Annotated in this window: 26 protein-coding genes; 10 read left to right on the forward strand and 16 right to left on the reverse strand. The window is 62.1% G+C overall.

Going from position 1 to position 23,061, the window contains the following annotated elements; translation table 11 throughout:
• Positions 1-115 precede the first annotated feature (115 nt).
• The 3 genes from arfB (at position 116) to EOC93_RS23795 (ending at position 2,008) form a co-directional block, all read left to right on the forward strand.
• Positions 116-553 (forward strand): alternative ribosome rescue aminoacyl-tRNA hydrolase ArfB, encoded by a 438-nt coding sequence (arfB, locus tag EOC93_RS23785; protein ID WP_077374749.1) that lies wholly within the window; start codon positions 116-118, stop codon positions 551-553.
• 115 nt (positions 554-668) lie between these two features.
• Positions 669-1,142, forward strand: a complete 474-nt coding sequence (gene lysM / locus EOC93_RS23790) for a peptidoglycan-binding protein LysM (RefSeq protein WP_095484476.1) — start codon at positions 669-671, stop codon at positions 1,140-1,142.
• 248 nt (positions 1,143-1,390) lie between these two features.
• Positions 1,391-2,008, forward strand: a complete 618-nt coding sequence (locus EOC93_RS23795; RefSeq protein WP_095484477.1) for an alpha-ketoglutarate-dependent dioxygenase AlkB — start codon at positions 1,391-1,393, stop codon at positions 2,006-2,008.
• 1,689 nt (positions 2,009-3,697) lie between these two features.
• Here EOC93_RS23795 and EOC93_RS34940 read toward each other — a convergent pair.
• From EOC93_RS34940 to hisB, 13 genes are all read right to left on the reverse strand, one after another.
• On the reverse strand, positions 3,698-5,191 hold the full coding sequence (locus EOC93_RS34940) for a hypothetical protein (RefSeq protein WP_245329818.1): 1,494 nt from the start codon (positions 5,189-5,191) through the stop codon (positions 3,698-3,700).
• Between the two features lie 76 nt (positions 5,192-5,267).
• The gene (locus EOC93_RS23805) at positions 5,268-5,666 is read right to left on the reverse strand and encodes a GtrA family protein (protein WP_095485060.1); all 399 of its coding nucleotides are present in this window, start codon (positions 5,664-5,666) and stop codon (positions 5,268-5,270) included.
• A gap of 7 nt (positions 5,667-5,673) precedes the next feature.
• Positions 5,674-6,444: a class I SAM-dependent methyltransferase gene (locus EOC93_RS23810; RefSeq protein WP_095484479.1), complete on the reverse strand. Its 771-nt coding sequence runs from the start codon at positions 6,442-6,444 to the stop codon at positions 5,674-5,676.
• On the reverse strand, positions 6,444-7,451 hold the full coding sequence (locus EOC93_RS23815; protein WP_127205825.1) for a glycosyltransferase family 2 protein: 1,008 nt from the start codon (positions 7,449-7,451) through the stop codon (positions 6,444-6,446). The genes EOC93_RS23810 and EOC93_RS23815 overlap by 1 nt, the downstream gene beginning before the upstream one ends.
• 77 nt (positions 7,452-7,528) lie before the next feature.
• Positions 7,529-8,488, reverse strand: coding sequence for a type I pantothenate kinase (coaA, locus tag EOC93_RS23820; RefSeq protein ID WP_095484481.1), 960 nt, complete (start codon positions 8,486-8,488; stop codon positions 7,529-7,531).
• A 24-nt stretch (positions 8,489-8,512) separates the two neighbouring features.
• The gene (locus EOC93_RS23825) at positions 8,513-8,839 is read right to left on the reverse strand and encodes a phosphoribosyl-ATP diphosphatase (protein ID WP_095484482.1); all 327 of its coding nucleotides are present in this window, start codon (positions 8,837-8,839) and stop codon (positions 8,513-8,515) included.
• Positions 8,840-8,905: 66 nt separating this feature from the next.
• Entirely contained in the window at positions 8,906-9,700 is a 795-nt protein-coding gene (gene hisF, locus EOC93_RS23830) for an imidazole glycerol phosphate synthase subunit HisF (protein ID WP_164759251.1), read from the reverse strand.
• Positions 9,697-10,533, reverse strand: a complete 837-nt coding sequence (locus EOC93_RS23835) for an arginase family protein (protein WP_095484484.1) — start codon at positions 10,531-10,533, stop codon at positions 9,697-9,699. The genes hisF and EOC93_RS23835 overlap by 4 nt, the downstream gene beginning before the upstream one ends.
• Entirely contained in the window at positions 10,530-11,279 is a 750-nt protein-coding gene (hisA, locus tag EOC93_RS23840; protein ID WP_095484485.1) for a 1-(5-phosphoribosyl)-5-[(5-phosphoribosylamino)methylideneamino]imidazole-4-carboxamide isomerase, read from the reverse strand. Before hisA ends, EOC93_RS23835 begins: the two co-directional genes overlap by 4 nt.
• 3 nt (positions 11,280-11,282) lie before the next feature.
• Entirely contained in the window at positions 11,283-11,573 is a 291-nt protein-coding gene (locus tag EOC93_RS23845; RefSeq protein WP_095484486.1) for a DUF1330 domain-containing protein, read from the reverse strand.
• A 1-nt stretch (position 11,574) separates the two neighbouring features.
• Positions 11,575-12,225, reverse strand: coding sequence for an imidazole glycerol phosphate synthase subunit HisH (gene hisH / locus EOC93_RS23850; protein ID WP_095484487.1), 651 nt, complete (start codon positions 12,223-12,225; stop codon positions 11,575-11,577).
• A gap of 1 nt (position 12,226) precedes the next feature.
• Positions 12,227-12,703, reverse strand: a complete 477-nt coding sequence (locus EOC93_RS23855; protein WP_095484488.1) for a DUF2628 domain-containing protein — start codon at positions 12,701-12,703, stop codon at positions 12,227-12,229.
• A gap of 3 nt (positions 12,704-12,706) precedes the next feature.
• Positions 12,707-13,306: an imidazoleglycerol-phosphate dehydratase HisB gene (gene hisB, locus EOC93_RS23860; protein ID WP_095484489.1), complete on the reverse strand. Its 600-nt coding sequence runs from the start codon at positions 13,304-13,306 to the stop codon at positions 12,707-12,709.
• 222 nt (positions 13,307-13,528) lie between these two features.
• Between hisB and hslV the strand changes: the two genes are divergently transcribed.
• The 5 genes from hslV (at position 13,529) to EOC93_RS23885 (ending at position 17,707) form a co-directional block, all read left to right on the forward strand.
• Entirely contained in the window at positions 13,529-14,080 is a 552-nt protein-coding gene (gene hslV / locus EOC93_RS23865; RefSeq protein ID WP_095484490.1) for an ATP-dependent protease subunit HslV, read from the forward strand.
• A gap of 51 nt (positions 14,081-14,131) precedes the next feature.
• Complete coding sequence (locus tag EOC93_RS23870) at positions 14,132-14,656, forward strand: GNAT family N-acetyltransferase (RefSeq protein ID WP_095485061.1); 525 nt, start codon at positions 14,132-14,134, stop codon at positions 14,654-14,656.
• 4 nt (positions 14,657-14,660) lie between these two features.
• On the forward strand, positions 14,661-15,260 hold the full coding sequence (locus EOC93_RS23875) for a DUF2585 domain-containing protein (protein WP_095485062.1): 600 nt from the start codon (positions 14,661-14,663) through the stop codon (positions 15,258-15,260).
• 4 nt (positions 15,261-15,264) lie between these two features.
• The gene (hslU, locus tag EOC93_RS23880; protein ID WP_095484491.1) at positions 15,265-16,578 is read left to right on the forward strand and encodes an ATP-dependent protease ATPase subunit HslU; all 1,314 of its coding nucleotides are present in this window, start codon (positions 15,265-15,267) and stop codon (positions 16,576-16,578) included.
• A 169-nt stretch (positions 16,579-16,747) separates the two neighbouring features.
• Positions 16,748-17,707 carry a DUF1402 family protein gene (locus tag EOC93_RS23885; protein WP_095484492.1) on the forward strand — a complete coding sequence of 320 codons (960 nt, stop codon included), beginning with the start codon at positions 16,748-16,750 and terminating at the stop codon, positions 17,705-17,707.
• 252 nt (positions 17,708-17,959) lie between these two features.
• Here the strand turns inward: EOC93_RS23885 and EOC93_RS23890 are convergent, their stop codons facing one another.
• Genes EOC93_RS23890 through EOC93_RS23900 form a run of 3 tightly spaced genes read right to left on the reverse strand, consistent with a single transcriptional unit; the run spans position 17,960 to position 20,670 of the window.
• On the reverse strand, positions 17,960-19,189 hold the full coding sequence (locus tag EOC93_RS23890) for an FAD-dependent oxidoreductase (RefSeq protein ID WP_095484493.1): 1,230 nt from the start codon (positions 19,187-19,189) through the stop codon (positions 17,960-17,962).
• A gap of 5 nt (positions 19,190-19,194) precedes the next feature.
• Positions 19,195-19,509 carry a MocE family 2Fe-2S type ferredoxin gene (locus EOC93_RS23895; protein ID WP_095485063.1) on the reverse strand — a complete coding sequence of 105 codons (315 nt, stop codon included), beginning with the start codon at positions 19,507-19,509 and terminating at the stop codon, positions 19,195-19,197.
• A gap of 51 nt (positions 19,510-19,560) precedes the next feature.
• Positions 19,561-20,670, reverse strand: a complete 1,110-nt coding sequence (locus EOC93_RS23900) for a fatty acid desaturase family protein (RefSeq protein WP_245461524.1) — start codon at positions 20,668-20,670, stop codon at positions 19,561-19,563.
• Positions 20,671-20,846: 176 nt separating this feature from the next.
• Here EOC93_RS23900 and EOC93_RS23905 point away from each other — a divergent pair, with 176 nt between their 5' ends.
• On the forward strand, positions 20,847-21,878 hold the full coding sequence (locus EOC93_RS23905; RefSeq protein ID WP_127205826.1) for a LacI family DNA-binding transcriptional regulator: 1,032 nt from the start codon (positions 20,847-20,849) through the stop codon (positions 21,876-21,878).
• Between the two features lie 382 nt (positions 21,879-22,260).
• Positions 22,261-23,061 (forward strand): substrate-binding domain-containing protein (locus tag EOC93_RS23910; RefSeq protein ID WP_164759253.1); only part of this gene is annotated, 801 nt, incomplete at its 3' end.

Consider the following 23,061-nt stretch of genomic DNA (forward strand, 5'->3'; position numbering starts at 1 on the left):
ATCCTGCACCTCAAGGCCCGGACCGGGATCGGGGAGGCCCGACCCGGGGAACGGGAACGCCCGACCCCGGGGATCGGGCCTTTTCTTTTTTCGCTTGCCGCGCCATGACTGCGGCATGAACGCCGACGACAAGATCATCATTGCCGACGATGCGGTGATCCATCCGGATGACCTGCATGAGGACTTCATCCGCTCGTCCGGCCCTGGCGGCCAGAACGTCAACAAGGTGGCGACGGCGGTGCAATTGCGCTTCGATGCGGCGAATGCGCCGGGCCTGTCGGAGCGCGTCCGCGAGCGAACCATAAAGCTGGCTGGCCAACGCGCCACCAAGGACGGCGTCATCGTCATCGAGGCCGGACGCTTCCGCACGCAAGAGCAGAACCGGGCTGACGCCCGCGCGCGGCTTGCGGAACTGGTCGCCAAGGCCGCCGAACCGCCGCCGCCGCCGCGCAAGAAGACGAGGCCGTCGAAAGGCGCGGTAGAAAGGCGGCTGAAGACTAAAGCTGGGCGCGGCACAATCAAGAAACTGCGCGGCCGGGTGGACGACGATTAGAGCGACGTGCGTCCACGATGTGGCAGGCGCGACATCGATCCCGCGGTCGAGACGGCTTCCAATTCAAGGTTGCAGATGGCAAGTTCTGTATTCGCCACAGCAAGGGAGACCACAGATGGGCATGTTTGATTTCGTCAAGGGCGTCGGCAAGAAGCTCGGCTTCGGCGACGATGAGCCGGAGCCGACCGCCGATACGCTCAAGAAGGAGCTCGATTCGCACGCGCTCGGCACCGACAATGTGGAAGTCGTCGTCAAAGGCGATACGGCCGTCCTGAAAGGCGTGGTCAAGGATCAATCGATCTTCGAAAAGGCTGTCATCGCCGTCGGCAACACGCTCGGCGTCTCCAAGGTGCAGGCAGACGAATTGCAGGTCGCCGCACCCGAGTCCGGCACGCCCGCTACCGCGGCCAAGGAACCGACCTTCTACACGGTCAAGAAAGGCGACAACCTCTGGAAGATCGCCGAAAAGAGCTACGGCAAGGGCAAGGGTGCGAAGAACCCGATCATTTTCGAGGCCAACAAGCCGATGCTGACCCACCCGGACAAGATCTATCCGGGGCAAGTCCTGCGCATACCGGACCTCGACTAAGAGACTGTTTGGAAACTCTACTCCGGCGGCTATCTGATAGCGTTTTCTGCGCTTCCGGTGCTCACGTGCTTAAGTACGCTCCGCTCCGGTTCTCGAAACCACCACCATATGACTCGCCAGAGCGAATTTCGAAACAGTCTCTAAGCCCGGTGCAATCGCGACAAGAGAAGAACGGCGGCTTTCGGGTCGCCGTTCTTGTTTGTTGGTGGCATTATCCGCCAGATGAACCTAATGGAGCGACCAAGCTGATGCTCGTTCTGCCCAAAGGTGTCCGCCACATGCCCGGCTACCTGTCCCGTGCGGTGCAGGAAGCGCTGGTCGAGGATGTGAGACGGGTCGTCCAGGAGGCTCCCCTGTTCGTGCCGGCCATGCCGCGCACCGGCAAGGAGATGAGCGTGCGCATGACCAATTGCGGCCCGCTCGGCTGGGTCACCGACAAGGAGCACGGCTATCGCTACCAGCCGACGCACCCGGTGACCGGAACGCCCTGGCCGCCAATCCCGGACGTGCTGCTCGAGTTGTGGCGGGACGTGTCTGCCTATCCGCATCCGCCGGAGGCTTGTTTGGTCAATTTCTATTCGCCGGACGCGAAGATGGGCCTTCACCAGGACCGCGACGAGGAGGATTTCGCCGCGCCGGTCGTGTCGGTCTCACTGGGCGACGATTGCCTGTTCAGGGTCGGCCAAAGCACGCGCGAAGGCGGCACAAAATCGTTCAGGCTGAAAAGCGGCGACGTCGTCGTGCTTGGCGGCGAAGGCCGCCTCTCTTTTCACGGCGTCGACCGCATCTATCCCTCGACCTCGGCGTTGCTCAGGAATGGCGGACGGATCAATCTGACGCTGAGGCGGGTGACGACGCCGACGTGAGGCGCCCGACCGTCAACGGGCCGGGGCGGACATAGTCATCGCGTAGATAGATGCGCAGGGCACCGTCTTCGGCGAGCACGTGGTAACGGGCCAGGATCGCGTCAAAGCCAAAACGCTCGGTCAGTTGGCTTGTCCAGTTGGTGTTGTTTTTCTTGAAGATGATGACATCCGCGCGCAGGCGCTCAAATTCTTCGCGCTTGCTTTCGGCGTAGCGCACCATGATGGCTTGGTAACGTGTCGCCTCGGCGGTGTCACCGGAGAGGACCGCCTGCTGGGACAGGCGGAGCGAGAACGCTCCAAGCCAATCGCTGACATGGGTCGAAACGAACTGCCCGTCGATCATGCGGTTCAGCGGATGTCCAGAGGAAATGTCCGGGCTGACCAACGCGACGGTCGGCCGATCGGTCGCGGCGCGAATGGCGGCAACCAGCGCGGGGTCTGGCTTCTGAGTGCTCCAGTACGGCAAGAAAGCGATCGCCACCCCCGCCAGCGCCCAAGCTCGCGAAGGTGCCGTCACAAATGACAACAGCCTTGGCTGCTGCTGCTCGATCCTGGGCAATGCCAGCAGGCAGAGAATGGCTGCCACGGCGCAAAAGATGGCGGGATAGGCATGATAGGCCCAGCCTTTCGCCTGGTAGAACAGCGGGAACATGCCGGCGACCGACGCGGTCAGCGCTACCGCCGCCAGCTCCGGAAATCGCCCGGCCGGCCACAGCCACCACGTCAGGAATACGAGAAAGCCCCACGTAAAACCGTAGACGATCACAATCGGCAGAAAGACGCTGACCTTTGCATAAACATCCGCCATCAGGGGATAAACGTCGCGCAGGAATTCCGGATGGATCAATGTGACCGCGCCGAAATAAGCGATGCAGACGCCGCCTATGACCCAGTGCTCCGGAGCGAAAACCGATTTCAGACTGCATTGGCGTGCTGCGACGAGCAGTGCCGGCGCCAACACCATGATCGCGTAGTAGGGCTTGATCAGCAACAGAACACTGCCCGACAGGCCGGCAAGGGCTGCAAGACCCAAGCCTGGTTGCGCCGTTGCATCTCGGCGCGCGCGCCAGGCATGAAGTGCGAGCAGCGGCATGAAAAGCGCTATGCCGATATGCTCTCGCTCGCTGAAGGCGTTGCCGGGAAAGACCACCAGCATTGCGTAGAAAGCTGGCGCCAATGCAAATAGTGATGCTGCTTCGGCGAAACCCGCACGCTTGACGATCACGCCCGAGAACGAAAGTCCGACAAGTGCGGCAAGATAGGTCCAGGCCTGAACCAGGACTTCCGGGGCGATTCCCAGCAACCTGGCCGCAGCCACTGGCGGCAGATAGAGCCATACGCTGAATGGAGGGTTGGTCTCGTAGATTTGCGTGTAGAGCCGCTCACCAGAGAGTATCCGCTCGCAGACGGTGATCAGCCAACTCGTATCCGGAATAGTTCCCCAGCGCACCTGACAGGCGATCGACAAGACTGTGAGCGCAGCAATCGCAAGGACATTGCGGCCAGGATGCAGCGACGCCGCAAAATCCCGACTGCCCCACCGGCCCCAGCCGCCAGTCTCGTTCGCGACGCTCACGGTGCTGTCCTGCCCCGGAACGTTGACATATGTGCTCTCCGATAAAACGATTGGATAGCCCTTACCATGTTCTCTGTAGCCTCTCCCTCGATCAGCCAATCGGCCGGACGGAACTAGTTCGAAACGGGCGTCAATTGGCGCGCGCCGCCGCGCAGAAAGACGGTGATCTCCGGCTCGGCGTGCAGCACGTGATAGTCGCTCAAGGCAGCCGCGACCCGCTCGTCCTGCAGCATCAAGGCAGTCCACGAGGGGGAGCCTGACAGCACGATATCGGGCTTCTCCGCTGATATCTCGGCGGCGTATTCGCCGATCACCCGATCGCGGATCCCTTCAAATTTCCGTTTCTGTCCGTATTCATCGGCCTTGCGAGCAAGTATTTCCGCATTGAACACCGCCCAGGCGCCCGGGTGACGCGACATGAACCTGCCGCCGACCAGCCTGGTGAGAGGATGGCCCACTTGCATCCGATCCGCGATCGACATGATCGTCGGGTTTTCGATCGTGGCGCTGATTGTGGCGGCGGACCGCTCCATCGGCTCGTTGTCCGCAGTCAGCGCAGCGTATTGTGCTCTAATCGTTATTTGCAGCACCAACACGCAGCCGAAGACAAGGCCGGCTTTGCGAACGAAGCCTGCAGCGCGGAACTCACCGAACCGCGGAAGCTGGACAGCGAATGCAAGTACCGCCACAACCACCATCGGCAGCGCGTGATTGGGCCAACCCTTGCCCATGACGACGAAGGCGGGGATGAACCCGAGAGCGGCCAAGAGCGGAATCCGGACGTCCCAATGCAATCGCCTGATGTCGCCCGCTGCCAGCAGGACGGCCGCGGCCAGAAGCAGCACTATCTTCGGCCAGTTTGCCATCATCTCGACGACCGAAGCTCTCAGCGGCAGATACACCTCCCTGACGAAGGGCAGTATTTCGCTGAAATAGGCGCGGTCGAAGATCGCAATGGAAGCCACATAGATGACGATGACCGCAGCGCCGAGAAGATTTTCCACGGCGAAGAACGGCTTTAGAGACCGTCGATGGAGCGCAAGGCACAGCGAGGGCAGCAGGAAGGCCAGGGCAAAATGCGGCGGTTTGAGCATGATAACGGTGGCCGCGCCCAGCCCCGCCAGAACGCGCTCCACGGTCGAGCCTGCGACGAAGTCCGGCGTTCGCTGGCGTGCGCACTGCAATGCCAACCAGGGCAGAATGGCAATCAGCGCGAAATGCTCGCGCTGGCCGAATTGGTCCGGCAGGAAACACAGGACCATGAACAGCGCGACCGGAGCTGCCAAGAGAGCGTTAGGCTGTCGGTAAATCGGGTCGACGCGGGCGAGAATGCGGGCGGAAACAACCAGGCTGGCCAAGCTCAGGCAGACGACACCGAGCGTCAGCCAGACTTCGGCGCGTATGCCGCTAAGCTTTTCCAAGAGCATAAACGGCATGTAGAGAAAGATCGAGAAAGGCGGATTGGTCTCTATGATGTCGGTGTTCAGTCGCTCTCCGCCGAGCAACCGATCACACGCAACCAGGAGCCATGACACATCGACATTGGTCGGCGTCACAACCGTCGATAACCAGGCAGCATACGCCACGACCACGCCGGCCAGCAACAACGGAGCAGCACCTGCGCCGCCGACAAACCGCGAGAAACGGCCTATGGTAGGCAGCGGTTCACCGAGGGATCGCGCGCTAGAGACCACGAAACACCCAGCGCCCGAGGACGACATAGTTGATGACCGGCACGGCAATGCAGGTAAGCAGGATCGGGACTGAAGCAGGGACGCCGAGCATCTGGGTCAAAAACCCCGGCAGAGCGACCGCGATAGCGAGGCCCGAAGCGGTGAGCAGGAGGAAGCGAGGCAGTTCCATTGCGTGGCTGCCGCCAGAGATGAATGTGAAATATTTATGCCCGGTATAAGAGAACAGCGCGGCGATGGCATAAGCCGCAAAGGATGTGAGTGCTGCCGGCAGGCCAGCCGTTGCCTGTCCACGCGACAGCAGGAAAGCGCAAACGGCATAGATCAGCGTCGATGCAATCCCGATCAGGGCAAAGCGCGACAGGCGACGATACGAGCCAGTAGCCGACATGGCGCGGTCAGGCCGCCAGTTTCTCGTCGAGGCGGCCGGTGTCGACGGCGCCATCCCTACGAAACACGGCCAGCAGCGAGACACCAAACGGCAGGCTTGCGTTTGGCACGATACGGCCCTCCGCCGAAAACACAGCCTTCATCGCCGCATTGACCGGCTTCGGCGGCGTCGCGTGGCCCGCTGGCCTGGCCGGTCGGCGCAGCCTGTCCAGCAATCGTGCCAACACAGCTGCGGGAAACAGCGCGGCATTGGTGTAGCTCAGCCGGTCGATCGTGAAGCCGGCCTTTTCAATGCGCTCACGCAGCAGATTGCGGGAATAGCGCCGCATGTGATGCAGCCCCACGTCGTGGGTGCTCCACAGCCATTGATGTGCAGGCACCGTAAGGATGACGCGGCCACCTGGTTTCAGCATTTGGCGGATTGCGGCCAGCGATGCTTCGTCCTCCGCGACATGCTCCAGCACGTCGAACAGGCAGATGAGGTCACAACTTTGCGGCGCGACAGGAATATTGTCCGGCAGATGGCCAGCAAGAAAGTCGCGGCCGGTCTTTTCCCCGGCGATCTCGCGCGCGAGATCGCTCATTTCCACAGCCGTCACCGCGCCGAACTGCTCCAGCATCTGGATGTTGCCACCGGTGCCGGCGCCGATCTCGACGATGCGCGCCTTTGCGGGCAGGTCGAGGTGGCGAATGACCGCCTCCGCGATGGCACGCCGCCCACAGAACCACCAATGCTCGTCTTCGGTGGCGGCCATCTGTCGGTAGGCGTCGAGCTCCATCAGTTCATCCCCTCATATTTGCGACGCACGATGTAGATCGGACGCTGCTTGATCTCGGCGTAGACCCTGCCGAGGTACTGTCCGATGATGCCGATGCCGAGCAACTGGATGCCGCCAAGGAAAAGAACACTGACCAGCAGCGAAGCGTAGCCTGGCACGTCCGCGCCAAAGATCATCGTCTTGGCGACGATCAGCAGGCCGTAGAGAAACGACAATGCCGAGATCGTCGCGCCGACATAGGTCCAGATTTCAAGCGGCGCGGTGGAGAAGCTGGTGATACCTTCGAGCGCGAAGTTCCACAGCCTCCAGCCGGAGAATTTCGACTGGCCGGCGATGCGCCGATCGCGGACATATTCGACGGTCGCAGTGCGGAAGCCCACCCAGGCGAACAGGCCCTTCATGAAACGACGGCGTTCGGGCAAGGAGCGCAGCGCTTCGATGACCTGACGATCGATCAACCTGAAGTCGCCGACATCGTGCGGGATCTTCTGCTGCGCGATCCAGTTGTGAACGCGGTAAAACGTCGAGGCGGAGCGCTGCTTTAGAAAACTGTCGCTCGACCGATTGGCTCGCTTGGCCAGAACGACCTCGAAACCCTCGCGCCATTTTTCGACAAGCAGCGGAATGACATGCGGCGGGTCCTGCAGGTCGACATCGATGGGAATTGCGGCATCGGCATCGCAGCTGTCGAGACCGGCGGTCATCGCGGCCTCCTTGCCGAAATTGCGTGAAAGGTCGATCACCCGAATACGCGGATCGGCTTGCCGGGCTTCGATCAGCCGTTCGAGCGTCGCATCGCTGCTGCCGTCATTGACGAAGATGAGATCGAAGGTAACGCCATGTTCCTGCAGCGGATCGATGCTTTCGCATACAGCCTTCAGAAATGGCGCGATCGCGCCTTCCTCATTGTGCACCGGCACGATCAGCGCAATCGTGGCGGTCCCGCTCCCCGGATGTGCGAGGCGGTCAGCTGCCGGTCGATCAATATGAAGGAATGGCGCGTTCATTGTTTGCCGGAGCCCGCAGATCAGGCTCGACAATAGAAAGGCTGGGTTAAGATGACTTTAAGGAATGGCTCGGAATTTCACAGCTTCCTGAGCGCCACTTCCTCGACCAGATGATTGGCGCCCTTGCGCAGGATGAGATCGGCGCGGGCTCGCGTCGGCAGGATGTTCTCGCGCAAATTCTTCAGGTTGATGTTGGCCCACAAGCCTTCGGCGATGGCGCGGGCCGCTGCTTGCGAAAGTTGCGAATAGCGGTGGAAGAAGGAGTCCGGGTTGCGGAAGGCGGTCTCGCGCAGCCGCATGAAGCGGGCGATGTACCAGTGATGGATCAGCTCCTCTTCGGCATCGATATAGATGGCGAAATCGAAGAAATCCGACAGGAAAGGCACGATCTTGCCGTCCTTCGGCAGCTTGCCGGGCTGAAGCACGTTGATGCCTTCGAAGATCAATATGTCCGGCCGGTCGATGGTCTGGAACTCACCGGGAATGACGTCGTAAGTCAGGTGCGAATAAACAGGCGCGCGGACATTGCGCTGCGCCGATTTGATGCCCGACAGGAAACGCAGCAGGGCGCCGACGTCATAGCTGTCGGGAAAGCCCTTGCGTTCCATCAGGTTGTTGCGGCGCAGGATTTCGTTGGGAAGCAGGAAGCCGTCGGTGGTGATCAGATCGACTTTGGGGCTCGAGGGCCAGCGCGCCAGCAATTCCTTGAGCACGCGCGCCGTGGTCGATTTGCCGACCGCGACAGAGCCGGCAATGCCGATGATGAACGGCGTTTTGACGATATCCACCGCGTTGAAGAAGGCCTGGCGCTGCCTGAACAGCAGCTGGCTCGCCTCGACATGGGCCGACAAAAGCCGCGACAGCGAAAGATAGATGCGCTTGACCTCTTCGAGGTCGACCGGGTCGTTGAGTGAGCGCAGACGACGGATCTCGTCCGCGCCGAGCGTCATCGGCGTGTCGGCACGGAACTGCGACCATTGCTCCGCCGAGAAAAAACGAAAGGGCGAATATTTCTCGGTGGGGGCGAGCTGGTCCATCGAGTTTCCTACCCTCCGCAGCGATCAGCCCCGGTCCTGCCGAGACGCCTTTTCGGCGATGCCCGAACGACTGGTGCGGCGCTCGAGTTCGGTCAGGATATCGGCAAGCGGAACGCCGGCGACGCCTAGAACGACGAGCCAATGATAGATGAGATCGGCGCTTTCCGAAACGAGCGCTTGTCTGTCACCGCCAACGGCCGCGATCACTGTTTCGACCGCCTCTTCGCCGAACTTCTGCGCCGCCTTGTCGATGCCGCGCGCGAACAGTTTTGCCGTCCATGAATCCGCATCGCCGGAATGCGCGCGTTCCCTGATGATTATCTCCAGATCGGAGAGCGAAAACTCAGCCATGGCGCCATCTATCTGCTTGTTTAAGCATGATCTTTCCCGAAAACCGGTTCCCGCTGGCGGTCATGCTTAGAGCCGATCAGCCGTTGAGTCCAGTCGCATCGGCAGCCCGGCGCGGGCCATATGCGCCTTGGCTTCGGCGATGCTGTACGTGCCAAAATGGAAGATCGATGCCGCCAGCACCGCACCGGCATGGCCATCGCGAATGCCCTCGACCATGTGATCAAGCGTGCCGACGCCGCCGGAGGCGATGACCGGCGCACGCACGGCGTCGGCTACCGCGCGGGTGAGCGCAATGTCGTAGCCGGCCTTGGTGCCGTCGCGGTCCATCGACGTGAGCAGGATCTCGCCGGCGCCGCGATCGACCATCTGCCGAGCAAATTCGACTGCGTCGATGCCGGTCTTCTCGCGGCCGCCATGGGTGAAAATCTCCCAGCGGTCGGCCTCGTCTTCACCCGATACTTTCTTGGCGTCGATGGCGACGACGATGCACTGGTTGCCGAACTTGTCGGCCGCCTCGGCGACGAAATCGGGATTCTTCACCGCCGCCGTGTTGATCGACACCTTGTCGGCGCCGGCCAAAAGCAGCCTTCTTATGTCGGCGACCTGGCGCACGCCGCCGCCGACGGTCAGCGGCATGAAGCATTGTTCGGCCGTGCGGGCGACGATATCGAAGATCGTCTCGCGATTGTCGGACGAGGCGGTGATGTCGAGGAAACAGAGCTCGTCGGCGCCGGCGGCGTCATAGGCCTTTGCCGCCTCGACCGGATCGCCGGCATCGACCAGGTCGACGAAGTTGACGCCCTTGACGACGCGGCCGTTCTTGACATCAAGACAGGGGATGACGCGGGCTTTCAGCATCAAATCCTCTCAAGCGCGGCAAGAAAATCGCCAAGCAATTGCCCGACGACAGGCGGAACCTCGCCCTTGGCGTCAAATGCCGGGTCGTAGGCAGACAGGGTGACGCCGACAATCGGGATCGACCTGGCCAGTCCGCAAACGAGTTGCCGCAGTTGATCCGGGTTTGGGCCTCCCGGCTGCGCATAGCGGTTCACTTGCAGCACATCCGGATCGTGAACGTCCAAATCCAGATGCAGATGTGCCCGAACCGCGCCGGCCGCCTTCAGCTTTCCGACATTGTCGAGCGCATCGGCGCATTGGGTGCGAATGACAGGCAATGTGTCCAGCAGGCGCTTTTCATCGGGATCGAGGTCGCGTGCATCGACCAGCATGCACCGCGATGGATCTATCGCCTGGAAGCGGGGAATCGCTGATGTCATCGGACGCCAGCAGAGCCCCAGCGTCGTCGCCAGCGCCATGCCGTCGAGGAAGCCGTAGGCGGACGTCTCGGGCGTGTTGAGATCGCCATGCTGATCGACCCAGATGATCGAATCCGCGGCGTTGCCGGCCACCGCACCGGCGGCGGTCAGGCAATTTCCGGCGAGCACGATGGGAAAACGCTCATCGTCGCGCGCCAGATCGACCTTGGTGGCGACTGCCCGGCAAACCGCGAAGCCCGTCGCGATTTCGCGTCTCTGGGCATCGCCGACCTCGCCGATGTCCTCGACGACGACATCGTGGCCGCGGAAAGCAAGTTCATCGACGAGGCCGCCGGCAATGATGGCGTCGGGGCCCTGGCCACAGCCGGCATGGTAAAGGCCGCTGTCATAGGGTGCGAGGATGATCGAGAGTTTCATCGCGCCCTCGCCTTCTCCGGTGCTGCCGCCAGGATCGCCAGTGCCTCGGCCGGATCGATACGCCCGTCATAAAGCGCGCGGCCCGAGATGGCGCCTTCGAGTTTTTGCGCATCGGGCATGGTCATGCGCACGATGTCGGCAATCGAGGCCAGACCTCCAGAGGCGATGACCGGGATCGAAACCGCTTCGGCGAGATCGATGGTGGCGTCCCAGTTGATGCCGGTCAGCACGCCGTCGCGATCGATATCGGTGTAGATGATGGCGGCAACGCCGGCGCCCTCGAATTTCTTCGCCAGTTCGATGACGCCGAGGCTCGAGGCCTCTGCCCAGCCCTCGACCGCCACCTTACCGCCCTTGGCGTCGATGCCGACGGCGATCCTGCCGGGGAATGCCTTGCAGGCCTGCCTGACCAGATCGGGATCGCGCACGGCCACCGTGCCGAGAATGATGCGGGCCAGCCCGCGATCGAGCCAGTCCTCGGCCTGCGCCAGGGTGCGGATGCCGCCGCCAAGCTGCACCGGGTTTCTCGTCGCCTTGAGGATGGCGCCGACCGCCGCGCCGTTGACGCTCTGGCCCTTGAAGGCGCCGTTGAGGTCGACCACATGCAGCCATTCAAAGCCCTGTTGCTCGAAGGCTCTGGCCTGCGCGGCCGGGTCGTCATTGTAGATCGTCGCGGTCGCCATGTCGCCGTGCTTCAGGCGCACGCACTTGCCGTCCTTGAGGTCGATGGCCGGGAACAGGATCACCGTTCAAGCGCCTTCGACAATGACGAAGTGACCGGTCGAGGCGGCAAGCCTGTACTTCAAAGCCGCCCGGTATTCAGGTGACTCGTAGCATTCTATCGCCCTGTCGTAGGACTCGAACTCCACCAGGACATGGCGGTTGCCTGTCGGCCCTTCCGGGTTCGCGTGACGCCCGGCCCGCACGGGAAACTTCGCACCATATTTCGCAAAAGCCGCGGCGTTCGCCTCGATATATTGCTTGTAGACCTCAGGATCGCGGACATCGACCATCGCCATCCAGTAGCCTTTCTTGCTCATCCTAGGGCCTCCAGCTCAGGAAATTGGTGATCAGCGCCAGGCCAAGCGCCTGGCTCTTTTCGGGATGGAACTGCGTGCCGGCGAGATTGTCGCGGGCGACCGTAGCCGTCACCGGACCACCATAGTCGGCAATCGCCAGCACGTCGTCCGCTTTCCTGGCGTCAAGATGATAGGAATGAACGAAATAGGCGTGCAGTCCCTTGGCGCCGGTCGGAATGCCGGAAAACAGCGGATGCTTGTGCGTGAGCTCGATGGTGTTCCAGCCGATCTGCGGGATTTTCAGCGCAGGATCGGCCGGGGCGATCTCCTTGACATCGCCGGCGATCCAGCCAAAGCCTTTTGTAACAGTCTTCTCCAACCCCCGCTCCGACATCAGCTGCATGCCGACGCAGATGCCGAGGAACGGCCGCCCCTTGACGATCGCGACCTCCTCGACCGCTTCCCACATGCCGGCCACAGCGCGCAGCCCGGCCGCGCAATCGGCGTAGGCGCCGACGCCGGGCAGGACAACGCGGTCGGCGGTTCTGACACGCTCGGCATCGGCGGTCAGGTCGATGGCGGCGGCGATGCCGGCTTCGTGCGCGGCGCGCTCGAAGGCTTTGGTGGCCGAGCGCAAATTGCCCGAGCCGTAGTCGATGATCGCGACCCGCATGTCAGGGTCTTCCCGGCGTGTGGTTCAGCCCTAGCGCTATGCCCATATGTGCTGGCCGGGCATGGACAGCGTCGGGAACGATGCGTTGCGCGGGCGCTTGCTCATCCGAATGCGCTTCGGCTTCCAGCACATAGCGCGTATCGGCATCATCGAGCCTGTCGGCCTCGACGACGCCCCATTCATGCCAGCCACGGCGGCGCAGTGCGGCAATCCGCAAGGCCTGCCCTTCCAGCCCGACATAGAGCGATACAAGCAGCGACAGCAGCGGACCTGCCAGCCCCAGGCTCAATCCTTCAGCAAGCATCGAAAGGAGAGCCATGGCGACAAAGGCCAGGGCTGCCTCGATCCACAACCGGTGCCAGAGCAGCCACAGCGGCGGCACGAGGAAGCCGAGCCAGGAAAAACCATCACGGACAAAGGCCGTCATATCAGGCTTTTCGCCGCGGCCCGGCGGTTCCATCACGACATAGATGGCCATGGCCTATCCCTTCAGAGATCCCTTGGTGGAAGGAACCGCGTCCGGCTGGCGCGGGTCGCTTTCAAGTGCTGCGCGCAGCGCGCGGGCCACTGCTTTGAAGCAGGTCTCGGCGATGTGGTGATTGTTGGCGCCATAGTGATTGGTGACATGCAGCGTGATGCCGGCATTCTGCGCCAGGGCCTGGAAGAATTCGCGCACCAGTTCGGTGTCGAACGTGCCGATCTTCGGTGACGAGAACGCAACGTTCCAGACAAGGAAAGGACGACCGGAGACGTCAATCGCGGCGCGTGTCAGCGTCTCGTCCATGGCGAGATCGATCGAGGCATAGCGCATGATGCCGCGCCGCTCGCCCAGCGCCTGGGCCAGCGCCTGGCCGAGCGCGATGCCGGTGTCCTCGACCGTGTGGTGGTCGTCTATGTGCAGATCGCCCTTGGCCTTGACCGTCATGTCGATCAGTGAATGGCGCGAAAGCTGGTCCAGCATGTGGTCGAAGAAGCCGACGCCCGTCGAAATATCGGATTTTCCCGAGCCGTCGACCTGGACCGATACGGAGATGTCGGTTTCCCCAGTCTTGCGGCTTGCGTTGGCGGAACGGGGCGGCATGACCTCATCCTTGTCCAGAGTTCAGACGTTCCAAGCGCCCACGTGCTTGAAAACGAGAGCCTTCTAGCAGCATGATCCGGCGATTGCCAGTTGCCATGCCAGGGGATATCGAGCCTGGCAGATGACCGGTTTGCAATCATCGGGCCTATGCATACATATGGCCGATCAAGTCACTCGTAACGCGCCAATTGCCTTCGGGATCGGTGCTGATCGGAGCAGAAAATGTCTGATAAACTGACCATGCACGCCACGACCATCGTGACGGTGCGCAAGGGCGGCAAGGTGGTCATCGCCGGCGATGGCCAGGTCAGTCTCGGCCAGACCATCATGAAGGGCAACGCCAAGAAGGTGCGCCGCATTGGCAAAAGCGGCAATGTCATTGCCGGTTTCGCCGGCGCCACCGCTGACGCCTTCACCCTTCTGGAGCGGCTCGAGGCCAAGCTCGAACAATATCCGGAGCAATTGACGCGGGCCTGCGTCGAGCTCGCCAAGGACTGGCGCACCGACCGCTATCTGCGCCGGCTGGAAGCGATGATGCTGGTCGCCGACAAGTCGGTCTCGCTGGCGCTGACCGGCACCGGCGATGTGCTCGAGCCCGAACATGGCGTCATGGCGATCGGTTCGGGCGGCAACTACGCGCTGGCCGCGGCGCGCGCGCTGATGGACAGCGACAAGGATGCCGAGGAGATCGCCCGCAAGGCGATGCAGATCGCATCCGACATTTGCGTCTACACCAACAACAATTTCGTCATCGAAACACTCGATGCCGGCTGAGCAGGCCGTGCCATGATCCCGAAAAGTGGAAACCGGTTTTCGGCGGAAATCATGGCCAAACAAGAGAATAGATATGATTTTCGGCCGGTGACCGAGGCGGACTTGCCGATGATCGCGGCATGGTTGGCCGAGCCGCATGTCGCCGAGTGGTGGGATGATCCCGAGACGGAGATCGCGCAGATCCGCGAGCATATCGACTCGATTTCCGTCGAACCGCTGATCATCGAGCTCGACGGCGAGCCGATCGGCTACATGCAGAGCTACGACCCGCATCTGGAGGACGGCCATCCCTATAGCGACCAGCCGTTCGGCACGCTCGGCATCGATCTGTCGATCGGCAGGCCTGAGCTTGTCGGACACGGCCACGGCTCGGCAATTGTGCGGCAGTTCGTGGAACAGCTGTTCGAGGAAGGGGCGCCGCGTGTCATCATCGACCCGGATCCGGCCAACGGACGAGCCATCCGCGCCTATGAAAAGGCCGGTTTCAGAGCTATCGATCGAAGGCAATCGGAATATGGCGACGTTTTGCTGATGGCGATTGATGTCGAAGTGGGCGACGCCGAAGAGGGGCAGTAACAGCATGAGCACAACCGGCGCCGACAAATCCGTCTCGGCCTACGAAGACAGCTGGCGGATGGGACTTCTGCTCGTCCTCGGCCTGATCATATTCCAGGCCGGAGCCCTTTACGGCATGGGCCGAACGCCAATCTGCACATGCGGCTATGTCAAGCTATGGCACGGCATCGTGCAGAGCTCGGAGAATTCCCAGCATATTTCCGACTGGTACACATTCTCGCACATCATCCATGGCTTCCTGTTCTACGCGCTGGCGTGGGCTCTGTTCCCGCGCTCGCCGATCGGGCTCAGGCTGGCATTTGCGGTCGTCATAGAGGGCGGTTGGGAACTTCTCGAGAACAGCCCTTTGATCATCGAGCGCTATCGCGCCGGCACAATTTCCCTGGATTACTATGGCGACAGCATCATCAATTCGGTGGCAGACACGCTGGCGATGGTGGTGGGATTTGTGATGGCGCGGAGGCTTCCTATATGGGTGATCGTGACCCTCGCTCTCATCTTCGAATTCGGTGTCGGCTACATCATCAGGGACAATCTGACACTCAACGTGATCATGCTGCTGCATCCGTTCGAGTCCATCCGGCAGTGGCAAAGTGGAATTTAGTGATATGAGCACATTCTCGCCCCGCGAAATCGTTTCGGAACTCGATCGCTTCATCATCGGCCAGAAGGACGCCAAGCGCGCCGTGGCCATCGCCTTGCGCAACCGCTGGCGCCGCCAGCAGCTCGAAGGCCAGATGCGTGAAGAGGTGATGCCCAAGAACATCCTGATGATCGGCCCGACCGGCGTCGGCAAGACCGAGATCTCGCGCCGCCTGGCACGCCTTGCCGGTGCGCCGTTCGTCAAGGTCGAGGCGACCAAGTTCACCGAGGTCGGCTATGTCGGCCGCGACGTCGAGCAGATCATTCGCGACCTGGTCGAGATCGCCATCGGGCTGGTGCGCGAGAAGATGCGCGAGGATGTCAAGGCGCGCGCCCATATCAATGCCGAGGAACGCGTGCTGGAAGCGCTCGTCGGCAAGACGGCGAGCCCGGCCACGCGCGACAGTTTCCGCAAGAAGCTGCGCGACGGCGAGCTCGACGACAAGGAGATCGAGATCGAAGTGGCCGACACCGGCACGGGCGGCATGCCCGGCTTCGAGATCCCCGGCATGCCGGGCGCCAATATCGGCGTGTTGAACATCAACGACATGCTGTCGAAAGCGATGGGCGGCCAGAAGACCAAGACGCGCAAGACGACGGTGAAGGAATCCTACACGCTGCTGGTCGGCGACGAGTCCGACAAGCTGCTCGACCAGGATGAGGTGGTGCGCAGAGCGCTCGAATCGACCGAAAACGACGGCATCGTCTTCCTCGACGAGATCGACAAGATCGCCTCGCGCGAGGGCGGCATGGGCGCCGGTGTTTCCCGCGAAGGCGTGCAGCGCGACCTGCTGCCGCTTGTCGAAGGCACAACGGTCGCGACCAAATACGGACCGGTGAAGACGGACCACATCCTGTTCATCGCATCGGGTGCGTTCCACGTCGCCAAGCCGTCCGACCTGCTGCCGGAACTGCAGGGCCGTCTGCCGATCCGCGTCGAGCTGCGGGCGCTGGAGAAGGACGATTTCGTCCGCATCCTGACTGAGACCGAGGCCAGCCTGATCAAGCAGTATATCGCGCTGATGAAGACCGAGGGCGTCGACCTCGTCTTCACCGACGACGCCATCGATTCGCTGGCCGGCATTGCCGTCGATCTCAACGCCAGCGTCGAGAACATCGGCGCCAGGCGGCTGCAGACGGTGATGGAGCGGGTGCTGGACGAGATCTCCTATGACGCGCCGGATCGCCACGGCACGTCGGTGACCATCGACGCCGCCTATGTGCAAAAGCATGTCGGCGACCTGTCCAGAAACACGGATTTGTCGCGTTTCATCCTGTAAGACGGCGCCGGCCAAGCCCGGTGCCCGGGCGACGGGCGATTTCCGGACATTCCGCAGTGTGTGGCCAAATGGAAGCATCTGGCCACCTTTTGTCTCAGTTGTCGAAGGGCTCTCGACTCGACCTGGGGCTTTACCTAGTTTGCCCGGCGACTATTACAGGCGGCGGCGCATGAAAAAACTGATCCTCGTCATTCTCGGGCTGACGCTGGCGACAGCCATGTTCGCTGCGCAAGCGGCGACGATGGTGCCGCCGGGCAACAGTCATGCCGAGCAGCCCAACATACCGGGCGCCTCGAGCCGGCGCACCCAGGCCACCAACACCACTTTCCAGGCAAAATACCGCAAGGTCTATGCGCTGCTGCAGAACGACGCCGATCTTCGCGGCAAGATCAGCCAAGCGGCGGCGACCTATGGCATCGATCCGATGCACATCGTCGGCGCCATCGTCGGCGAGCACACCTACAATGTCGACGCCTACGACCGGCTGCAGACCTACTACGTCAAGGCGATCTCCTATCTGTCGAGCAAGCTGTCCTTCGCCTATGAAGGCGAGGACATCACCGATTTCGTGCAACGGCCGCAATTTGCCAAATGCGCCGGCGAATCGGACAGTTACGCGCTGTGGGCGTGCCGCGAGCAGGTGTGGAACCAGTCCTTTCGCGGCAAGAATGTCGGGGGGACAAGCTTTCCCAATGACCGCTTCGGCGCCACTTTCTTCCAGCCCTATTATGCCGGCCAGACCTTCGGTCTTGGGCAACTCAATCCGCTGACGGCGTTGCAGATGAGCGATCTCGTGCACCAGGTTTCCGGCCTGCCGAAGCTCGACGTCGGCGATCCGAACGGGGTCTACAAGACCATCATGGATCCGGACCTCACCTTGTCTTATGTCGCGGCGACGATCCGGAAATCGATCGATGCCTACCAGAACATTGCCGGCTTCGACATATCGGACAACCCCGGGATCACATCGACGCTCTACAATGTCGGCAATCCGGAACAGCGCGCCTATGCGCTGAAGGCCGAGAACGACAAGCGCCGTGCCGCGGGCGAACCGGAGAAGCTGCCCGAGGAAAATTACTATGGCTGGCTGGTCAACGACAAATTGCCGGAGCTGAAGGCGCTGTTTTAGAACGTGTTGAGATTCGGATTTTCAGCCGGATCGAAGTCGCCCCTTTCGGGCGTTTGCGCTGCCCTCCTTGCCCTGCCGGCATTTCTCCCCGTATAGTGACGGGGGAGAAAGAACGCTGGCATCGGCTGCAACGCCCGTTCTGCGGCGCTGGCGATTGGCGAAATCCTAAGCGACAGTGGGTCACTATACGGGGAGAAGATGCCGGCAGGCAGATGAGGGGCGGCGCCGGCTTTAGGCAATCGGCGCCACGGCTCACGCCGCCAGCAGAGACTTCAGCTTGACCGTCTGCGAGCCGAGCGCTTCCGGCGCCGGCTTGGCCCTTTTCGCGATCAGCATCTCGGCCAGCCTGATGTCGCGGGCGACCGTGTTGCCCGGGCCGATGCCGCTCGCCGCAACGAGCCTGCCGTCCTCGGCGAGGTGGAACAGGATGAAGGCGCCATCGTCGAGGTCGCGGCGCACAGTGCTGCGGCCCTCGTCCGACAGGCCGGATATCTGCAAGGTCAGGCCGTATTGATCCGACCAGAACCATGGCACCGCCGCGTGGCTTTCGCCGGCGCCAAGCATGTTCCTGGCCGCAAGCGCGCCCTGCTCCTGCGCGTTGCGCCAAGCTTCCAGTCGCACGCGCCGGCCGCCATAGACGGCAAGCGGAAACGAGCAGCAATCGCCGGCGGCGAAGATGGCCGGATCGCCAGTGCGAAGCCCGGCATCGACTGCTATGCCGTTGTCGATCGTCAGCCCGGCTTCCGCGGCGAGCCCGATCACCGGCACTGCGCCGATGCCGATCACGGCGAGATCGGCGACGATGTCCAGTCCGCCGGCAAGCGCGATGCGCACCTCGGCGCCATCGTCGGCGATCGCGGCGATGCCGTCGCCGCACAGGATTTTCACGCCTTCGGCTTCATGCGCCTCGTGGATGACTTTGGCGATCTCGGCCGGCACGCCGCGCATCAGGATGCGCGGTTGCGCCTCGATGACGGTGACCGCGGCTCCCAACCTGCGCGCCGCTGCGGCGAGTTCAAGACCGATGAAGCCGCCGCCGACGATGGCGATGCGATTTCTGGCGCTGAGATGAGCGCGAATCGCCAACGCATCGTTGAAGGTCCGGAGATAGACGCAGCGCGGGCCGAGGCCGGGCATTGGCAGCTTGCGCGGGGTTGACCCGGTTGCCAGCAAAAGCTTGTCGTAAGGCAGGTCCGAGCCGTCCGACAGGCGCACGAGATGCGCGGCGCGATCGATCGCCACCGCCTGAACCGAATGGATATGCCGGATCGACCTCTCGGCCAGGATTTCATCGCTGGCGATCGCCTTGATCACGGGCGCATCGCTAGCCATCGCTTCTTTCGACAGCGGCGGCCGCTCATAGGGCAGATGCGGCTCGTCGCCGACCAGCGTCACCGGCCCGTCATAGCCGAGATCGCGCAGCGCCAAGGCAGCCCGCCCGCCGCATTCACCGGCACCGATGATGACCATCCCGTTCGTCATCACCGTCACCCGATCTGAATGAGGATTTTACCGGCGTCGAGCTTGACCGGATATGTCCTGAGATTGACGCAGACTGGCGCGCCCCTGGCCGCACCGGTCTTGTAGTTGAAGCGGCCATTGTGCTTCGGGCATTCGATGATGTCGTCCATCACCAGCCCGTCGGCCAGGTGCACCTTCTCATGCGTGCAAAGACCGTCCGTCGCGAAATATTCGTCGTCGGGGCTGCGATAGATGGCGAAGGTGCGGCCTTCATGGTCGAACCGCATCACGTCCTCTTCGTCGATGTCTTCGGCATCACAGGCCTCGACCCAGTCGCTCATCAGTCCTCCCGGCGTTTTTTGCTTGGTCAACTTGCCCGGCATGGGCGCATATCATTCCGCTGCTGCCGCGACGGCATCGTTATCGTTGTGGAGTTCCTCGCGATAGGGCTTCGCGGTCGGCGGCAGTTCGCGCTTGAGGAAATAATCTTCATTGCGCAGCTGGCGCAGGAAGGCAGGCACCATCTCGCGATAGCCGGCCAGGATCGACGGCGTCGGCGCCGGCAGGTCGTGCTTGATCATCTCGTGCAGCCTTGGCAGCGCGTGATAGGGCACCATCGGGAACATGTGGTGCTCCACATGATAGTTCATGTTCCAGTAGATGAAGCGGCTGATCGGGTTCATGTAGACGGTGCGGCTGTTGAGGCGATGGTCGATGACATTTTCGGCGAGGCCGCCATGCTGCAGCAGGCCCGTCATGACATGATGCCAGGCGCCGTAAAGCCTGGGCAGCCCGACCAGCATCAGGGGCAGGAACGAGCCGCTATAAAGTGCCAGCGCGATGGTCGCGGCATAGATTGCCGCCCAGATGCGGGCAATGCGGATCGCCTTTGGCTGCTCCTGCTCGGGAATGAAGGTTTTTTCCGCCGGGCTGACGATGCCGGCCGCATTGCGCAGCATGTCGCTCATGGCATGCCAGGCATCGAGAATGCCGAAGAAATTGAGCACGACGCGCAACAGATCCGGCGGGCGCATCACCGCGATCTCCGGATCGCGACCGACGATGATCGTATCGGTGTGATGCCGCGTATGGCTCCAGCGCCAGGTCACCGGGTTGCGCATGATCATGAAGCAGGCGAGCTGGTAGATCACATCATTCATCCACTGCGTCCTGAACGCGGTGCCATGACCGCATTCGTGCCAGCGTGAATCGGTGGAAGAGCCGTAAAGCACGCCATAGACGAAGAAGAACGGGACGCACCACCACGTGCCCCAGAACCAGGCGCCGCCTGCGCCGCTCAGGATCAAGGCGCCGAGCCAGATGATGGTGTCGCGGATCGCCGGGCCGTCGGAGCGCTGCATCAGCGCCTTCATCTGCTTGCGCGGCACGTCGGTGTGATACCACTCGGCCGCCGCCAGCCCGGTCTCGACGGCGAGCTTGGCGTCGCGGCCGATCAGGCTGTAGTCGCGCCGGGACGGTGCTGCGTCCATCGTTGCGTCCATGGGAGTGCCTCCACCAGCGCCCTGCGATCCGCCCCGGTCAATGACCGGGCCGCGGTCGCAAACGTCGTAGGCTAGGAATAGCGCCAAGCCATGATAGGCTCAATATCACAAAGATAGTTTCTATCATTTCCCATCAGAATGATATAAATTGCTTTGGCAAGCGGAGAGAGACAGCCATGGCAAAACGGCCGACCATCACCGATCTGGCGCGCGCCTCCGGCGTCAGCGTCGCCACCGTCGACCGGGTGCTGAACAATCGCCTGCCGGTGCGCGAGGAAACCGCGCGCCGTGTCTATGAGGCGGCGACCGATATCGGCTATCACGCTGCCGGACTGATCAAGCAGCGGATGCGCCAGGAACTGCCGGAATATCGGCTCGGCTTTCTGCTGCTGAGGGGCAATGATGTTTTCTACAGCGATTTCGCGCGGGAGCTCGAACTGGCGGTGTCGCAATCGCAGCGCTTCCGCGGCGTGGCAACCATCGACTTCGCCGGTTCGCTGGCGCCCGGCGAGATCACTGCCCAGATGCGCAAGCTGGCGGCGAAATCCAGGGCTGTCGCCCTTGTCGGTCCGGATCATCCGACGCTGACGGCAGCCGTCGAGGCGCTGAAGGCGAGAGGGCAACCCGTCTTCTCGCTGCTGTCCGACTTTGCCGCCGGCATCCGCGAGGGCTATGTCGGCCTCGACAACCGCAAGGTCGGCCGCACCGCGGCCTGGATGATCGCCAGGGCGGCGAGGAAGCCCGGCAAGGTCGCGCTTTTTGTCGGCAGTCATCGCTTCCATGGTCATGAGCTGCGCGAGATCGGCTTCAGATCATTCTTCCGCGAGCATGCGCCGGAATTCACGGTGCTGGAGACGCTGGTCAACTTGGAGGCCAACCAGGTGACCCATGATGCGATGATCGATCTTCTGGCGCGGTACCCAGATCTTGCCGGCTGCTACGTCGCCGGCGGCGGCATGGAAGGCGCGGTTTCCGCGCTCAGGGCAGCGAGGCCCGTAAATATGCCGGTGGTCGTTTGCAATGAGATCAACGCCGAGTCGCGCGCGGCGCTCGCCGACAACATCCTGACCATGGTGATTTCGACGCCGCTGGCAGCACTATGCCGCGAGCTTGTCGATCTGATGGCGCATGCCATCGAGGCAGGCGCTGCCAACGCGCCCGGCCAGACCTTCCTGCCCTTCGACATCTATCTGCCGGAAAACATCTAGGTTCGGGCAAAACATCTGGGCTCAGCCAATGCATCCAGCTTCAGATCGGGCACCACGATGCATCGGCAATGATGTGAACCATCAGCCTGATGGATTCTTGCAGAAGGTTTGCCGGCCCTCAGCGGCGTTATCCGAAAATCCGCCATCCGATTTCGGAATCTCCTTGACGCCCGCCGGCGGAATGGAATAAATATTTCACTAGATAGGTATTTTGGTTCTTTCGTTCCGGAACATCTGTTTCAAGCAGAGGGCTTGGCGTTCCAGTCAACGCGGAAATCGCCATCGGGAACGGAGATGGCAATCGGGAGAGATTCCCTGGGAGATCGGGGATTCCGGGTAGATCGGTGCAGCCGGACACCAATTCTGTGGAGGAGAGAATAAAATGAAGAAACTGCTTTTGGGCGTCGTGTTTTCGGCGCTGATGAGTTCGTCCGCCCTCGCTGCCAAGATCGGCGTGTCTATGGCGCTGTTCGACGACAATTTTCTCACCGTGCTGCGCAACGGCATGATCGAGCAGGCCAAGGGCATGGAAGGCGTAGAACTGCAGGTCGAGGACGCGCAGAACGACGTCGCCAAGCAGCTCGACCAGATCAAGAATTTCGTCGCCTCGGGCGTCGACGCGATCATCGTCAATCCGGTCGACACCTCGGCCACCCAGGCGATGTCGGACGCCGCCGCTGCGGCCAAGGTTCCGCTGGTCTATGTCAACCGCGAGCCGGTCAACGTCGACACGCTGCCGGACAACCAGGCCTTCGTCGCCTCGAACGAGGTTGAGTCCGGCACTCTCGAAACCCAGGAAGTCTGCCGCCTGTTCAAGGAGGCCGGCAAGACCGAGGCCAATGTCTATGTGATCATGGGCGAGCTGTCGAACCAGGCGGCGGTGCAGCGCACCAAGGATATTGACGATGTGATCGCCACTCCGGAATGCAGCTTCATCAAGATCATCGACAAGCAGACATCGAACTGGAAACGCGAGGAAGCGCAGAACCTGATGACCAACTGGCTGTCGACCGGCACGCCGTTCGATGGCGTGATCGCCAACAATGACGAAAGCGCCATCGGTGCGATCCAGGCCATGAAGGCTGCCAACGTCGACATGAAGTCGGTTGTCGTCGGCGGCGTGGACGCCACCCAGGACGCGCTTGCCGCGATGCAGGCGGGCGACCTCGACGCGACCGTGTTC

The sequence above is a fragment of the Mesorhizobium sp. M6A.T.Ce.TU.002.03.1.1 genome (genome assembly GCF_003997275.1).
GTDB lineage: Bacteria > Pseudomonadota > Alphaproteobacteria > Rhizobiales > Rhizobiaceae > Mesorhizobium > Mesorhizobium mediterraneum.